15 protein-coding genes are annotated in these 15,608 nt (G+C 72.3%); 7 read left to right on the forward strand and 8 right to left on the reverse strand.

What is annotated here, in order from left to right; all coding sequences use genetic code 11:
• Positions 1-27: 27 nt before the first annotated feature.
• From ABZ851_RS28550 to ABZ851_RS28560, 3 genes are all read right to left on the reverse strand, one after another.
• Positions 28-2,583, reverse strand: coding sequence for an amino acid adenylation domain-containing protein (locus tag ABZ851_RS28550; protein WP_361133298.1), 2,556 nt, complete (start codon positions 2,581-2,583; stop codon positions 28-30).
• Between the two features lie 221 nt (positions 2,584-2,804).
• Complete coding sequence (locus tag ABZ851_RS28555; RefSeq protein ID WP_361133301.1) at positions 2,805-3,464, reverse strand: response regulator transcription factor; 660 nt, start codon at positions 3,462-3,464, stop codon at positions 2,805-2,807.
• Positions 3,461-4,798 (reverse strand): histidine kinase, encoded by a 1,338-nt coding sequence (locus ABZ851_RS28560; protein WP_361133304.1) that lies wholly within the window; start codon positions 4,796-4,798, stop codon positions 3,461-3,463. The genes ABZ851_RS28555 and ABZ851_RS28560 overlap by 4 nt, the downstream gene beginning before the upstream one ends.
• Positions 4,799-5,032: 234 nt before the next feature.
• Between ABZ851_RS28560 and ABZ851_RS28565 the strand changes: the two genes are divergently transcribed.
• From ABZ851_RS28565 to ABZ851_RS28595, 7 genes are all read left to right on the forward strand, one after another.
• A complete protein-coding gene (locus ABZ851_RS28565) occupies positions 5,033-5,209 on the forward strand; it encodes a hypothetical protein (protein ID WP_361133306.1) in 177 nt (58 codons plus the stop codon).
• A complete protein-coding gene (locus ABZ851_RS28570; protein ID WP_361133309.1) occupies positions 5,206-5,691 on the forward strand; it encodes a monovalent cation/H+ antiporter complex subunit F in 486 nt (161 codons plus the stop codon). The genes ABZ851_RS28565 and ABZ851_RS28570 overlap by 4 nt, the downstream gene beginning before the upstream one ends.
• Entirely contained in the window at positions 5,684-5,953 is a 270-nt protein-coding gene (locus ABZ851_RS28575) for a DUF4040 domain-containing protein (RefSeq protein WP_361133312.1), read from the forward strand. Before ABZ851_RS28570 ends, ABZ851_RS28575 begins: the two co-directional genes overlap by 8 nt.
• On the forward strand, positions 5,950-6,708 hold the full coding sequence (locus tag ABZ851_RS28580) for an MnhB domain-containing protein (protein ID WP_361133315.1): 759 nt from the start codon (positions 5,950-5,952) through the stop codon (positions 6,706-6,708). The genes ABZ851_RS28575 and ABZ851_RS28580 overlap by 4 nt, the downstream gene beginning before the upstream one ends.
• Entirely contained in the window at positions 6,705-7,052 is a 348-nt protein-coding gene (locus ABZ851_RS28585; RefSeq protein ID WP_361133318.1) for a sodium:proton antiporter, read from the forward strand. Before ABZ851_RS28580 ends, ABZ851_RS28585 begins: the two co-directional genes overlap by 4 nt.
• Complete coding sequence (locus ABZ851_RS28590) at positions 7,049-8,854, forward strand: complex I subunit 5 family protein (RefSeq protein WP_361133321.1); 1,806 nt, start codon at positions 7,049-7,051, stop codon at positions 8,852-8,854. The genes ABZ851_RS28585 and ABZ851_RS28590 overlap by 4 nt, the downstream gene beginning before the upstream one ends.
• Before the next feature lie 430 nt (positions 8,855-9,284).
• Positions 9,285-9,725 carry a hypothetical protein gene (locus tag ABZ851_RS28595; protein ID WP_361133324.1) on the forward strand — a complete coding sequence of 147 codons (441 nt, stop codon included), beginning with the start codon at positions 9,285-9,287 and terminating at the stop codon, positions 9,723-9,725.
• A gap of 24 nt (positions 9,726-9,749) precedes the next feature.
• Here the strand turns inward: ABZ851_RS28595 and ABZ851_RS28600 are convergent, their stop codons facing one another.
• The 5 genes from ABZ851_RS28600 to ABZ851_RS28620 form a co-directional block, all read right to left on the reverse strand.
• Positions 9,750-10,070 carry a DUF6479 family protein gene (locus ABZ851_RS28600; protein WP_361133327.1) on the reverse strand — a complete coding sequence of 107 codons (321 nt, stop codon included), beginning with the start codon at positions 10,068-10,070 and terminating at the stop codon, positions 9,750-9,752.
• A gap of 112 nt (positions 10,071-10,182) precedes the next feature.
• Entirely contained in the window at positions 10,183-11,766 is a 1,584-nt protein-coding gene (locus ABZ851_RS28605; protein WP_361133330.1) for an FMN-binding glutamate synthase family protein, read from the reverse strand.
• Between the two features lie 45 nt (positions 11,767-11,811).
• Positions 11,812-13,635: a thiamine pyrophosphate-requiring protein gene (locus ABZ851_RS28610; RefSeq protein WP_361133333.1), complete on the reverse strand. Its 1,824-nt coding sequence runs from the start codon at positions 13,633-13,635 to the stop codon at positions 11,812-11,814.
• Positions 13,636-13,804: 169 nt separating this feature from the next.
• A complete protein-coding gene (locus tag ABZ851_RS28615) occupies positions 13,805-15,007 on the reverse strand; it encodes an aromatic acid exporter family protein (protein WP_361133335.1) in 1,203 nt (400 codons plus the stop codon).
• A gap of 120 nt (positions 15,008-15,127) precedes the next feature.
• Positions 15,128-15,526, reverse strand: a complete 399-nt coding sequence (locus tag ABZ851_RS28620) for a VOC family protein (protein ID WP_361133338.1) — start codon at positions 15,524-15,526, stop codon at positions 15,128-15,130.
• Between the last annotated feature and the right edge of the window lie 82 nt (positions 15,527-15,608).

Genomic DNA, 15,608 nt, shown 5'->3' on the forward strand with positions numbered 1-15,608 from the left:
TCGGGGAGGGGCGGGCGCCCGCCGGCGTCAGACGGCCGGGGCGGCCTCGGCGGCCCGCTCGTCCAGCAGGGCGGCGAGGTCGGCGAGCACCGGCCGGTTCATCAGCTCCGCGGGGGTCACCGTGCGGTCCAGGGCGACCGCGAGCCGCAGCATGGCCAGCGACGTGCCGCCGGCCTCGAAGAAGTGGGTGTCCCGGCCGATGGTGTCGGCGGGGAGCTTGAGGGCGGCCGCCCACAGTGCGGCGAGCTTGCGCTCGTGGTCCGTGCGGGGTGGCTGGAACTCCCCTTCCGCTGCGCCGAGTTCGTCCGCCGTACGGGTCAGCGCCTTGCGGTCGATCTTGCCGTTGGAGGTGAGCGGCAGGACGGGCAGGTAGTGGATGCGGCCGGGGACCATGTACGCGGGCAGGGCGGCGCCCAGCTCCTTGCCGACGGTCTGCGCGGGCAGCTCCTGGGCGGCGGAGTAGAAGGCCACCAGCTGCTTGTGCTCGCCCTCGCCGGTGATGACGACGGCGCTGTCGCGCACCCCGGACACCCGCAGCAGCTGGTTCTCCACCTCGCCGATCTCGATACGGAAGCCGCTGATCTTCACCTGGGCGTCGCGGCGGCCCAGGAACTCCAGCCGCCCGTCCGGCAGCCAGCGGCCGAAGTCGCCGGAGCGGTACATCCGGGCGCCGGGCCGGTACGGGTCGGGGACGAACGCGGCGCGGGTGCGCTCCTCGTCGTTGACATAGCCGCGGCCCACGCAGACGCCGGAGAAGACGATCTCGCCGGACGAGCCGAGCGGCACCGGACGCAGCAGTTCGTCGACGACGTAGATCCGCACGCCGGCGATCGGACGGCCCAGCGGCACCGACGCCTGCTCGGGCACGGCGCGCATCACTTCGTGGTTGGTGTCGTCGGAGGTCTCGGTCAGGCCGTAGGCGTTGGCCAGTGCGACGTCGGGGAAGGCGGCGAACCAGCGTGCCACCAGGTCCTTCTTCAAGGCCTCGCCGGTCGCCGAGACGCAGCGCAGGTGGGGCAGTTCGCGGGGGTGGCGCTCCAGTTCGGTCAGCACCACCTCCAGGTAGGAGGGGACCACCTGGACGACCTCGACGCGGGCGCGCTCCAGCGTCTCGACGAAGCGCGCCACGTCCAGGACGGCGGCCTGCTCGATGATGCGGGTGCGGCCGCCGACGGCGAGGGCGGCGACCAGCTGCCACAGCGAGATGTCGAAGCACTGCGGAGCGCTCTGCGCCACCACCCCGCCCTCGCGGACCCCGAAGTCCTCGATCTTGGCGAGGAGGTGGTTGAGGAATCCCGCGTGCTCGCACAGCGCGCCCTTGGGCCTGCCGGTGGAACCGGAGGTGAAGTAGATGTACGCGCCCTGCGAGGCGGCGACGGGCAGCCCGGGATCGGTGTCGGGGTGGTCAGCGGCGAGCACGTCGTCGAGGTGGTGCGCGACGGCGCCGGGGGCGGCGCGCAGCGCCTCGGGCAGCCCGGCGCAGGCGTCGCGTTCGGCGAGTACGTGGCGGCACTCGCTGCGGGTGAGCATGTCGGCGATCCGGCCCGCGGGGAAGTGCGGCTCCACCGGGAGGTAGACACCGCCCGCCTTCAGGACGCCGAGCACGGCCGCGAGCCATTCCAGGTTGCGCTCGCTGACCACGGCGACGGCGTTCTCGTCGCGCAGGCCCCGGGCGCGCAGCGCGTGGGCGATGCGGTTGGCGCGGGCGTTGAGCTCGCGGTAGGTCCAGGAGCGTGCGCCCTGTTCGGCGGCGATGTCCTGCGGACGCAGCCGGGCCTGTTCCTCGAAGAGCTGGTGGACCCGGCGGTCGGGCAGCTCGCGCTCGGGGCCGGCCAGCCCGTCGAGCTGGTGGGCCGTCTCCGCTGCGGAGACCGGGCTCCAGGTGTGGTGGTCGGCCTCGGGCCGGCGGGTGAGCGTGTCCAGGGCGGCCAGCAGATAGCCGGAGATCCGACCGGCCTGGTCGGCGTCGAGCGCGCGGGGGCGGTGGCCGAGGACGAGTTCCGGCTGCGGACCGGTCGTGTCCAGGCCCACCGCGAGCACGGTCTCGGGGGCCAGGTCATCCGCGCGCGGGGCCCGGCCCGCGACCACGAGCGTGTCGAAGAGGGCGGGGGCGCCGGCGGTCTCGGCGCGCAGTTCCGCAAGGGCCGCGGCCGGCCGGCCGGTCACCGCCGCGGCGGCGCGGGCGGCGGTGTGCAGCAGGTCCCGCCACGGGCCGTCGGCCACCGGCACCGGGCAGGGCAGCGCCTGCGGCTTTGGACCGTCGGCGCCCAGGTAGCCGACCACGACGGCGGAGTCGGAGGTCAGCGCCGCCAGCACCCGTGCGCAGGCGGCCAGGAGTACGGTGCCGGGGTCCGTGGCGAGGTCGTCCGCCAGCCGCCGCACCGCCTGTGCGGTCGCGGCCGGCAGGGCCGTCCGGTGTTCGGCGACGACGCCCGGCGCGGTGTGCTCGCCGGACCACCGGGGTACGGGCGTATGGCCGCCCTCGGCGAGCACGCGCCGCCAGAATTCCCGGTCCGTCACCGGGTCGGCAGTCGTGTGCCACTGTGCGGGCCGGCTGTGCTGCCCGTCCTGCCGAACCTTCACTCGCGTTACCTTCCATCGCGAACGTCCGTCCGGACGCTCTTCAGCATCTGTGCAATGGCCGGTAACGACGCTAGGACGCCGCATTATTGGCGAGATATCGCTTCGGAACCCCGGGGTTATCGCCCCGCCCGGCGCGGTGCGCGCGGGACGGACGGCCGCCGCCGGGGACCCCGCGGGGCCCGCCGGAGGCGTCGCGCCCCGGCGCCGCGCGGGCGGGGCGTTCACTCCCCGGCGACCACCAGCCCCGCTTCGTACGCGTACACCGCCGCCTGGGTACGGTCGCGCAGCTGCAGCTTGACCAGGATGCGCCCGACGTGGGTCTTCACGGTCTGTTCGGCGATGACCAGCTGCTCGGCGAGCTCGGCGTTGGACAGTCCCTGGGCGATCAGGCAGAGCACCTGTGTCTCCCGCTCGGTCAGATCCGCCACCCGGTCCCGGCGGGGCGCGCGGGGTGCGCCCCGCTTGGAGAACTCCTCGATCAGGCGCTTGGTGACGGTCGGGGCGAGCAGGGCACCGCCGGTGGCGATGGTGCGTACGGCGGCGGCGAGTTCGTGGGCCGAGGAGGTCTTGAGCAGGAAGCCGCTGGCCCCGGCGCGCAGTGCCTCGTACACGTACTCGTCCAGATCGAAGGTGGTGAGCATGAGGATCTTGGTGAGGCTGCCGCTTTCGGTGATGCGGCGGGTGGCCTCCAGGCCGTCGAGCTCCGGCATCCGGATGTCCATCAGCGCGACGTCCGGGGCGTGTTCGGCCACCTGGCGGACCGCCTCCGCGCCGTTGTCCGCCTCCCCCACGACCTCGATGTCCGGCTGCGCGTTGAGCAGGACCGCGAAGCTCCCCCGGATCATCGCCTGGTCGTCGGCGATCAGCACGCGAATCGTCATGAGTCCTCACTCCGGCCGGTGGGCAGCACGGCCCGTACCTCGAACCATCCGTCCCTCATACGCCCCACATGCAGGGTGCCGCCGAGCATGGAGGCCCGCTCCCGCATGCCGAGGACACCGTGTCCGTTGCCGCTCTGACGCCGCGCGGTGGCGGCGACCGGGCTGTTGGTCACCTGCACCCCGAGCTCCGCCTCCCCGTAGGTCAGCTCCACCCGGACCCGTGCGCCCGGTGCGTGACGCAGCACATTGCTCAACGCTTCCTGGGTGATACGGAACGCCGAGAGTTCCACATGCGGGGGCAGGGCCCGCGGGGTGCCGGCTATGTCCGTCTCGACGGCCAGCCCGGCCGCCCGTACGTTGCCGACCAGCTCACCGAGGTCGTCCAGGGTCGGCTGCGGCACATACTTGCCGTCCTCGGCGCGCGCACCGGGGTCGTCGGACCGCATCATGCCCAGCACGTGGCGGAGTTCGGTCAGGGCGGCCAGCGCATTGCGCCGGATGCTGCCGAAGCTCTCGCGCATCGCCTCCGGCGGATCGGCGACGAGGTAGGGCGCGGCCTCCGCCTGCACGGCGACGACGGACATGTGGTGCGCCACGACATCGTGCAGTTCCCGTGCGATGCGGGCCCGTTCCTCCAGCAGCGTGCGGCGGAACCGCTCGATCTCGGTGAGCTTTTCCTGCCGTCGCAGCTGCCGCTGGGCTTCCCTGCGTCCGCGCACGGCGGCCAGCAGCAACAGCCCGACGCCGGACAGTATCCCGAAGGCGTACAGCCCCTGCCCCGCTCCCTCGGGCCGCAGCACCACCGCGAGCGCTCCGCCCACGAGCAGGGTCAGCAGCCACTGGGTGACGAACAGCCGGGCGCTGACCCGCCAGGCGACGATCAGCGTCACGGCCAGGTGCGCCAGGAACCCCGGCTCCGTCCACGGCCAGGGCGTGTCCCTGGCGGGCGGGGCCCCCAGCGCCACCAGCAGCAGCGGGAACGGCACCATGGCCACCAGCGACAGCCACCAGGCGGCCACCGGCCGGGCCAGGCTCAGCGGCACGGACGCCGCCTGGAGGCAGGCGAGCAGCACCGGCACCGGCCACGGCATCCGCAGCCGCTCGGCGACCACGTCCGCTCCCGGCACGACGAGGTAGAGCGTGAACAGCCCCGCGAGGACCAGCGGGAGCTGGCGCACCACCCGGTTGCGTGCCCGGTGGAGAGTCGGCAGCGGCCGTGGGGAGAGATCCAGGAGCTCCCTCCGTAAGGGACGAACGGTGGACGCCCACCACTGCTGCACTCCGTGCGCCCGCACACTCGATGGTCGCCGCGCACTGTCCGGATCGCTTGTCACGCACGCCATGGTAGAGCCGCGCCGAAGGCGCCCGGAGGTGAGCGAGGCGGGAGCGCGCGGGTGGCCCAGGGGTTCCGGCCGACGGCCACGGTCCGGGGCCGTCGCCGGCGGCGCGTCCGGTGCCGGCCTGCCGCACCCCCGACGGAGGTAATCCGCGGCGCGGTGACGGGGGCTCCGGGCCGGCGCATGTGAGCCTGTGGGCCGGGTAACCGGTCGGCGGGAGGTGTGTACACGGTGGCGCGACGGCTGGCGACGGGTGCCGAACTGCTTCTGTGGTGGGCGGCATTGACGCTGCTGTGGGTGGTGCTGATCGGCCCCGTGGACACCCTGGAGTGGCTGGTCGGAGCCGGTGCCGGACTGATCGCGGCGGCCGTCGCGTGCCGCGCCCGGCGCGCCGCGGGTGCCCGGTGAACGCCTGGATGGCCGCGGGCGCCACGCTGCTGCTCTGCATGGTGGCGCCGGCCGCGTGGGCCGCGGCGAGCGGCCCGGTCCGCCGCCGGGTGCCCGCACAGAACCTGACCGGCACCCTTCTGTGCCTGGTCTTCCTCCTGCTGGCCCAGGGCTTTCACCGCACGGCCTACACCGATACCGCCTTGGTGCTCGCGGTGCTCGGACCGGCCGGGACCCTGCTCTATGTACGGCTGCTCGCCGGCCAGTTGGCGGACCGGCCGCCGCGGCCGGATGCGCTGCGTGCGGTGACGGCCCTGAACTACCTGGCGGTGCCGGCGGTGCTGCTGCCCCTGTGCCTCGTCACCGGCCCCGGCCGGGCCCTGGGGAAACTCCTGGTCATCGGGGCCCTGTTGGTGCTCGGCAGCTGGGGCACCAACCGCGCGGTGCACGCCGCCGCCACGGCCGGGCCCGGCGCCCCGACGGAGGGACCACACGATGGCTGACGATCTGCCGCTGCTGCTCGGTCTGCTGTGGGTGGCCGCGGCCGGGACCGGGACCGTGCTGGTACGCGACCCCGTACGGCAGTCCTTTGTGATGTCGCTGTTCGGCCTGGCGCTCGCCACGCTGTTCCTGCTGCTGCAGGCGCCCGATGTCGCGCTCTCCCAGCTCGCGGTCGGCTCCGTGCTGACACCGCTGATGGTGCTGCTGACCGTACGCACGGTGCGCCGCAAGGCCCGCGGCGAGCGGCAGGAGGAGTCCGGGTGAGCACACGGATGCGCCTGTGGGTGCTGCTCGCCGGGGGCCTGGGGACGGCCGTCCTGTACCTGCTGGCCTGTCGCGCTCTGCCCGCGTTCGGCGGGGCGTGGCACCCCTACGGTGACCGGGCGGTGGACGCCGCCCTCGCCCGGCACACCGCCAACACCGTTTCCTCGGTCAACTTCGACCAGCGGGCGCTGGACACCCTCGGCGAGGAATCCATCCTCTTCGGCTCCGTCCTGGGCACCGTGGTGCTGCTGCGGCAGACCCGGGACGAGGACCGGCGTCCGCCGCGGCCGGTCCCGGTGGCCCCGCAGGTGCGCCGTTACGCGCTGCTCGCCCTGCCGGTCACCCTGCTCATCGGGCTGTACGTCGTCGCCCACGGCCAGCTCAGCCCCGGCGGCGGCTTCCAGGGCGGCGTGGTGGTGGCGACCTCCCTGCACCTGCTCTACATCGCCGTGGACTACCGGGCGCTGGAGCGGATCCGCCCGGTCGGCCGGTACGAGGTGGCGGACGCCGCGGGCGAGGCCGGCTACCTCCTGCTGGGGGCCGCCGCACTGCTGACCGGTGCGGCCTTCCTGACCAACTTCCTGCCCTGGGGCACCTTCAACACCCTCGCCTCCGGCGGCACCGTCCCCCTGCTCAATGCCGCGATCGGGGTGGAGGTGGCGGCCGGTGTCGTGGTCCTGCTGGCCCGTTTCCTGGACCAGGCGGTGGAGATCGAAGAGGAACCACGGGACGCCGGGACGGAGGGTACGGCGTGAACGTACTGCCGTATGTGCTGGCGGGATGGCTGTTCCTGGTCGGCTGCTACGGGCTGGCCACCAGCCGCAACCTCATTCACGCGGTGGGCTGCCTCGCGGTCTGCCAGGCCTCGACCTATGTGCTGCTGCTCGCCATCGGCTACCGCAAGGGCGGCACCGCGCCGGTCTTCTCCGATATCGCCCCTGGCTCGCGCCCGGTCGTGGACCCCGTCGTCCAGGCCCTCACCCTTACCGACATCGTCATCGGGGCGACCGTCACCGCGCTGTTGCTCTCCCTGGTGCTCCAGACCGCCAAGCGGCACCGGACAGTGGATCCCGACGAGCTCTCGGAGCTGCGGGGGTGACCGCCGCGCGGAGTCTGCCGCTGATCGTGGCCGTGTTGCTGTTCGGCGCCGCGGTGCTGGTGGGAGCGGGGCGGCGGCTGCCGCGGTACGCCGCCGAGGTGCTGGCCCTGTCGTTCGCCGCGGGGGCCGCGGCCCTGGCCCTGTTCGCCGCGGCCGCCACCCCGTGGTCCCGGGCGCTGCCCGTCGAGTGGGTGGGGGGCTGGCAGCCGCATCACGGAGTGAGCGTGGGCATCGTGCTGGTCGGCGACCGGATCGGCCTCGGGCTCGCCACACTGGTCTCGCTGCTGGCGGTGGCCTCGCTCGCCTACGCCTGGCGGTACTTCGACGAACCCCCGCACCGCCATGCCGGCTCCTTCCCCGGACTCGTGCTGCTCTTCCAGGCGGGCATGTGCGGCTTCGTCCTGACCGGCGACCTCTTCAACGCCTTCGTCTTCTTCGAGTTGATGAGCGTGGTCGCGTACGCGCTGACCGGCTACCGGGTCGAGGAGGCCCGCGCCGTTCAGGGCGGGCTGGTGTTCGGGATCGTCAACTCCCTGGGCGCGTACGCCATGTTGTCGGGCATCGCCCTGCTCTACGCCCGGACCGGCGAACTGGGCCTCGCGCAGATCGGCCGGGCGCTCGACGCGCGGGCCGGTGGTGGTCCCGACGCCCTGGTGATCGCCGCCTTCGTCCTCATCACCACCGGGCTGCTCGTCAAGGCCGCCGCGGTGCCGTTCCACTTCTGGCTCGCCGACGCGCACGCGGTGGCGCCGACTCCGGTGTGCATGCTCCTGTCGGGGGTGATGGTCGAACTGGGCGTGTACGGGACGGCCCGGGTCTACTGGACCGTCTTCGCCGGCCCCGGCGGCATCCCGGCTCCGGACGTGCACCGGGCGCTGCTGACCCTGGGCGCCGTGACGGCCCTGCTGGGCTCGGTGATGTGCTGGCAGCAGCGCCACCTCAAGCGCCTGCTCGCCTACTCCACGGTGGCGCACACCGGGCTGTTCCTGGCCGGCCTGGCACAGCTGGGCCCGGAGGGGAGCGGCGGAGTCGCCGTGTATGTGCTGGCGCACGCCGGCGTCAAGGCGGCGCTGTTCGCCTGTACGGGAATCCTGCTGGACCGCTACGGCAGCGTCGACGAGCACCAACTGCACGGCAGGGGACGGGAGTTGCCCTGGGTAGGCGTCATGTTCGCCCTCGGCGGGGCGGCCCTTGCCGGGCTGCCCCCGTTCGGCACCGCGCTGGGCAAGGCGGTCACCGAGGAGGCCGCGGGGGGCTGGGTGACCGCGCTGTTCGTCCTGGCCTCGGCGGTCACCGGCGGCGCCGTGCTACGGGCCGGGGCCCGGGTGTTCCTCGGTCTCGGCACCCGTCCGCCCGACGCCCCGGAAGAGACCACGGGCAAGGCGGAGGAACCGGAGACCCGCGGCGGGCACCTGACCCGCATCCCGGAATCCATGCTCGCGGTCCCGGCGCTCCTGCTCGCCGGAGCCCTCGCGGTGGGACTCGTGCCGGGCCTGCGCACCGGCGTGGGGCACGCCGCCGATTTCTTCACCGACCACCGTGCCTACCTCTCGGCCGTTCTGTACGGCCGGCCGGCGCAGCCCGCGGCCGCCCCCACGCCGCACTGGACGGCAGCCGGCGTGCTGTGGGGCCTGCTGTCCACCGCCCTGGCCGCGGCGCTCGCGGTCCGGGCCGTACGGCGGCCGGCCGGCGAACCGGCACGCTGGTTCACCCCACTGCGGCGGCTGCACTCCGGTCATGTGGGCGACTATGTCGCCTGGTTCCTGGCGGGCGTGGCCCTCCTGGGAGCACTGGTCGTCTGAGAGCTGCCGGCTCCTCGGTCCGCGGGCCGGGAACGGTGTCGATGCGTATCTCACCTCGCGCCTTCCGGCCCAGGTCAGGGCCCTCATCGCCGCTCCCCGTGCGCACCCGCACGACGGTCCGCACCGGCGCCGTCTCCAGCCACCCCGGTTCCCGCTGCGATGCCCGGAGCCGTACCGCGGGGCGGGCCCCGATGCCCTGGTCGGCCCTCCCGTGTCGCGCGCGCGGTCGTTTCGGCGTGAAGTGGAGAGGGCGCCCGACCGTGGAGGTGCCACAGGCCGGGCAGCAGAACAACGACGGCCGCTCCCGCGGGAAGCCTCAGGACCCCATGGGGAGCCTCGCAAGGACCCCGGCCGCTCACCCGGCCCACCGGGCCCGTCATCCGCGGCACCGTGAGCCAATGCCCTGACAGAGAGAACGGCCAGGACAGCAATGCACGACAACAGCGGCGAACCGACGGCCACACCGCATCCGCGGGTGTGCGAACTGTGCGGCACGGCCATCCACCGGACCTCGCAGGTCTCCGGCCGGGTCCGCGACTCCTCCTGGATCCACCCGTACGACTCGGAGCAGGACGGTGACCGGCTCCTGGCGGCCTGCAGCCCCGGCCATCTCGACCAGCTCCGGCAGCGCTACCGCCGGCGGCCGTTCGTCAAGGAAGAACTCTGGGCGGGAAAGATCGACCGCGCCCTGCGCGCCCAGCCCGACCTCGACGAGGAAGAACTCGCCGATGTGACGGGGCTGAACTTCATCCAGATCGAACACGCCCTCACCTGGGAGAGCGAACGCTTCCTGGAGGAACGGGCCGCAGGAAGCGGTCACGAGGGGCCGGACGGCGGCTCCGGCAGACCGGACACCCAGGGGCTGCACTGACACCGGGGCCTTCGGATCCGGGGTTCAGCGTGTCCGGTCCCGGCGGCCGGAGGCGGGGCGGGACTCGATCCCGTTCCCCTTCAGCTCGTGCGGCTTCCGCCGCCGGGACGTCCGTGGGAGGTCATCGGGTTCCCGGCGCTCCACCACGTCACCGGCCGCCGAGCCGTGCGGCAGCCGGGGCTGCTCCTCGGGCCGGGGCGGGCCCGGCTCCCGGGACCTGGCCCGGCGCCCCCAGGCGAAGGCCCCGATCAGCAGGACGACGACGAGGACTCCCACGATCGTGAGCAGGGCGGAACTCGCCCCGGACCGGGCGGCCACCTGTGCGTGCACATCCGACATAGCCATGAACAGATCCCTCCTGCGGAGCGCGTACCCGGCGCACCGGCAGGCAAGCACGGGCTCGCCCGAGCGGAGAGGGGCCGCTGGGGGACGGGCGACGCGGCACTACCGGGCTTCGTCAGATCGTGAAGCGGTCGGGGTCGGCCGCCTCCCAGTCCGCCCGCCAGTCCTGCGGAGGGCCCGCCAGGAGCCGGCCGGGGGCGAGCCAGTCGTAGAGCTCCGCGTAGGAACGGACGGTGTGGGGATCGAGCCGGCGGCGCAGCTGGTGGGGAGCCAGTTCGGCGGCGTCCCGTACGCCCATGGCGGCCATGATCTGCAGGGCGCTGCGGACGGTGGCCTCCTGGTAGCGCCGGACCCGTGCGGATTTGTCCGCCACGTCCAGTGCCCGGGCCCGCCGCGGGTCCTGGGTGGTCACGCCGACCGGGCAGGTGTTGGTGTGGCACCGCTGGGCCTGGATGCACCCGACGGCGAACATCATCGCGCGGGCGGCGTTGGTGTAGTCGGCGCCTTGGAGCAGCCGTTTGACCAGGTCGCTGCCGGTGGCGACCTTGCCGCTGGCCCCGATCTTGATGCGGTCCCGCAGCCCCGTGCCGACCAGGGCGTTGTGGACGGTGATCAGGCCCTCCGTGAGCGGGCTTCCCAGGTGGTCCGCGAACTCCAGCGGAGCGGCCCCGGTGCCGCCCTCGGCGCCGTCGACGACGATGAAGTCCGGCGTGACGTCCTCTTCGAGCATCGCCTTGCAGACCGCGAGAAACTGCCGGCGCGAGCCGACGCACAGCTTGAACCCCGCCGGTTTGCCGCCGGCCAGGTCCCGCATCCGGGCGAGGAACCGGACCAGCTCTCGTGGGGTGCCGAATACCCGGTGGTAGGGCGGGGAGATGACGGTCCGCCCTTCGGGCACCTCGCGCACCCGGGCGATCTCGGCATTGACCTTGCCTCCCGGGAGCACTCCCCCGATGCCGGGCTTGGCCCCTTGGGAAAGCTTCAGAGAAACGCACTTCACGTGCGCATGAGCTGCTTTGGCGGCGAACTCCCGCTCGTCGAATGCGCCGTCCGCCGTCCGGCATCCGAAGTACCCCGTGCCGATCTCCCAGATCAGGTCCCCACCGTGGCGCAGATGGTATTCCGAGAGGCCGCCTTCGCCCGTGTCGTGAGCGAAGGCGCCCTCGGCCGCTCCGCGGTTGAGGGCGAGGATCGCGCGGGACGAGAGCGAACCGAAGCTCATCGCGGAGACATTGAGCAGTGCCATGTCATAGGGCCGCGTGCAGCCGGGTCCGCCGACCCGGACCACCGGGGCCTGCTCGGGCACCGGCCGCGGGACCATGGAGGGCACCAGGAATTCCGCACCGGGCTCATAGACCTCGCGTTCGGTGCCGAATGCCTCTTCGGCCTCGGTGCCCTTGGCCCGCTGATAGACGATGCTGCGTACGTCGCGGTCGTAGGGGCGGCCGTCGGTATTGCGCTCGACGAAGTACTGCTGCAACTCCGGGCGGACGGACTCCAGCAGGTAGCGCAGATGCCCCAGCACCGGATAGTTGCGCAGCACCGAGTGCCGGCGCTGCAGCAGGTCCCACACCCCAGTCGCCGCCAACAACAGCAGCACGCCCGCCGGCAGCCACCACCAGACGGACACCACCGATGCCAGGACCACCGACGCCGTCGCGGCGAGGAGGACGGTCGCGAGGAATATCAGCCGGTACATAGCGAGCTGACCGCTCTTCCTTTCGAGTTCCCGAGGGTCCGGCCGCTACGTGTCGTCCTGCCCCGCGGGCCGGCCGTCCCTGTGGTGGTGACCGGGCAGCATTTCCTGGATCTTGGCCTTGATCCCCTGGCGGATCATGCCGCCGCGGTCGCTGTCGCCCTTGACGATGGCGGCTGCCGTGGCCTCGATCTGGTCGAGTTCGGCGTGCGGGGGGATCGGCGGTACGGCCGGATCGGTACGGAAGTCGAGCACGAACGGCCGGTCGGCGGCCAGGGCCGTGCGCCATGCCCCTTCGACCTCGCCGGGCTTCTCCACCCGGGCTCCGCCGAGTCCGATGGAGCGGGCGAAATCGGCGTAGGGCACGTCCGGCAGCGCCTGTGAGGGCAGGAACTGCGGGGCACCCGACATGGACCGCATCTCCCATGTCACCTGGTTGAGGTCCAGGTTGTTGAGCACCGCGATGACCAGCCGTGGGTCCTCCCAGTCCGGCCAGTATTTGGCGGCGGTGATGAGTTCGGCCATGCCGTTCATCTGCATGGCGCCGTCACCGACGATCGCCAGGGCGGGCCGCTCGGGGTGGGCGAACTTGGCGCCGATGACGTAGGGCACGCCCGGCCCCATGGTCGCGAGGGTGCCGGAGAGGGAACCGCGCATCGTGCCGCGCATGCGCAGGTGCCGTGCGTACCAGTTGGCGGCCGAGCCGGAGTCGGCGGCCAGGATGACGTCGTCCGGCAGAAGGGCGTCCAGGGCGTGCACGACGTATTCGGGATTGATCGGTTCCGCGTCCACCGCGGCGCGCCCCTCCATCACCTCCCACCAGCGGGCCGTGTCCTTCTCGATCTTCTTCCGCCATGCTCCGTGCTTTTTGCGGGTGAGCTGCGGCAGCAGTGCCTTGAGGGTCGCGCGTGCGTCCCCGACGAGATTGACCTCGAAGGGATAGCGCAGGCCCACCATGTGCGGGTCGATGTCGATCTGGACGGCGCGGGCCTTGCCGAACTCCGGCAGGAACTGCGAATAGGGGAAGCTGGAGCCCACGACCAGCAGGGTGTCGCAGTCCCGCATCAGCTCATAGGAGGGGCGGGTGCCGAGCAGACCGATCGCACCGGTCACATACGGCAGTTCGTCGGACAGCGCGTCCTTGCCCAGGAGGGCCTTGGCCACACCGGCGCCGAGGACATCGGCCAGTTCCTCGACCTCGGCCCGGGCGCCACGTGCGCCCTGACCGATCAACACGGCCACCTTCTTCCCGGAGTTCAGCACCTCGGCGGCCCTGGTGAGGTCGTCCTCCGCCGGGACGGGCGCGTAAGAGGCGACCCCGAGGCTGGAAGGGACCATCTTGAAGGCGTGCGTGGGCGGGCTGTAGTCCAGCTCCTGCACATCGGCGGGAAGGATCACCGCGGTCACGGTCCGCCGCGCGTACGCGGTGCGCAGGGCGCGGTCGAGGACGTTGGGCAGCTGCTCGGGGACGGTGACCGTCTCACAGAAGTCGGAGGCGACGTCCTTGTAGAGGCTCATCAGGTCGACTTCTTGCTGGTAGGAGCCGCCCATCGCGCTGCGGTGCGTCTGTCCGACGATCGCCACCACCGGCACGTGGTCGAGCTTCGCGTCGTAGAGGCCGTTGAGCAGATGGATCGCACCGGGTCCGGACGTCGCCGCGCACACCCCGGCCCTGCCGGAGAACTTCGCGTACCCGACGGCCTCGAACGCGGCCATCTCCTCGTGCCGCGCCTGGACGAACACCGGCTTGTTGTCCGCGCGTTCCCAGGCGGCCAGCAGCCCGTTGATGCCGTCACCGGCGTAGGCGAAGATGTGTTCGACGCCCCATTCCCGCAGCCGTCGCAGGACGTAATCAGAAACCTTGACCGACACGCGTCTTCCTCTCCCTGTGCTCCACGGGGACCGACCGCTCCAGCGGTCTCGTCGACGTAGAGGCGTGTGCCCCGCGACGGCCGTGGTACCCGGGCCGGCGGGCGAAGTGGAGTGGAAGAGGCCGTAGGGGGTGTCCTCCGGGGGCCGCGGGAGCCCGGCGCGACCGCCGTCAGTGGTCCACGTGGTGCTGGAGAACGTCACAGGTGTGCTGGAACTCCTCCATGAGGCGGGTCGCCTCGATGACCAGTACGCCGTAGGGGCGGGCCGGGTCGGCGAGCGGCAGGCCGTCCCGCTCGGCCTGGTCGGTCACGCGCCGGCGGCACTGCTGGGCCCGGTCCGCCAGCCGGCACAGCTGCGGAGCCTGGTCGTTCAGCTTGTCCTCGTCGAGCCCGGCCAGGACCTCGGTGATCTCGGAGACGGAGGCCAGGAAGTCGGCGTAGCACTCCAGGAAGGACCGGTAGCGGGGGCTGCTCTCGTCCTCGCTCCACCGGTCCAGGCTCCGCGTCAGGGACCCCATTTGGTACAGCACGCGCTCCAACGCCGCCAGCACCGCGTCGTAGCCCGCGAAGCCGGTACGCCCGCGGTGGCGGCGGAGCAGCCGGCGCGGGTTGTAGTGCAGGCTCTCCTGCGCGGTGTGCAGGCCTGCCCTCGCCTGGGTGACCAGCCCTTCCGTCCGCTGGGCCCGGCCCCGCCACCGTCCGGTGCGCTCCTTGTCGACCTCGTGCGCGCGCAGCGCCGGGTGCATGTCGCCGACCAGGTCGCACAGCGCACGGGCCAGGGTGTGGATACCGTGCTCGGCGCTGCGGTAGCGCAGGGGCGGCACCACGGCGACGTTGATCAGGATGCCGATTCCGCAGCCGATGAGGACCAGCAGGATGATCTGCCCGAGCTGGGTGACCTTCTCCAGGTCCGAGGTCGCGGAGACATAGGTGGAGAAGGCGAAGAACGCCGCGGTGGCCACCTGGGAGCCTTGCGCGCCGAGCGCCGGCCACCGGCCGAGGGCGAGCGCCACCAGCGCCACCAGCGCAAAGGTCAGCAGCTCAGGGCCGCCGAGAAAGCCCAGCGCCGCCTGCACCGCGACGCCCACCGCCACGGCAGCCACATACCGGGAGGACTGCAGCAGTGACTGGTACACGGTCACCTGCATGATCAGCACCGCCGAGAACGGCGCGAAGGCCGGTGACTGTGCGTTCAGGACGTAGAAAGAGACGACCCAGGCGAGCGTGGCGGCCACGGTGCTCTTGCCGACCAGCAGCACCGTGTGGCGCTCGTACCCCTCCGAGCCCAGGGCCCGCCGCCACCACTGCGCCGTCCTGGAGAGCCGGCCTTGTCCGGCCGGCTCCTTCCGCCGCTCGACGACACCATCGGCCACGCCAGTCCTCCGCTTCCTCAAGGGTTTGCCCCGTCCGGCATCTTCGGTCTGCCCGGTACCCGCCCCGTGCGGTGCTATCCACGCCCGGCCGCGTGGTGGACGACTCCTGAGGGCTGCCCCTCAGCGCTCCTGCCGCTGCACGGCCTCGGGGGTGACGGGCGTGAAGAGGTTGATCAGATTCCCGTCGGGGTCCCGGAAGAGGAGCGAGCGGTTGCCCCACGGCATCGTCGTCGGCTTCTGGACGAACTCCTCGCAGAGAGACGTCAGACGCGCGTACTCCGCGTCGACATCGGCGACGCGGAACTCGGTGATCACCGTGCGGTTGGCGGCCGGCTCGGCACTGCCGGCGCCGAACAGCGCCACCGTGCGCTCGGAGGCGAGCGCGAGCGTGCCCGACCCCGTCACGAGCTCGGCGAACTCGGGGGTCGACCATGTCGCCGCAACGCCGGTGACCTGTTCGTAGAACGCGACGAGGCGAGCGACGTCACGGGTGATCACACGGAGCGAAACCAGGTTCATCAGGGGACTTCCTGTCAGAAGGGACGCGTCTGTCAGACGTGACGCGCAGAAGTGACACACCGGTCAGAAGTGACGCGGGATG

Source organism: Streptomyces sp. NPDC047049, from assembly GCF_040643995.1.
Classification (GTDB): domain Bacteria; phylum Actinomycetota; class Actinomycetes; order Streptomycetales; family Streptomycetaceae; genus Streptomyces; species Streptomyces mooreae.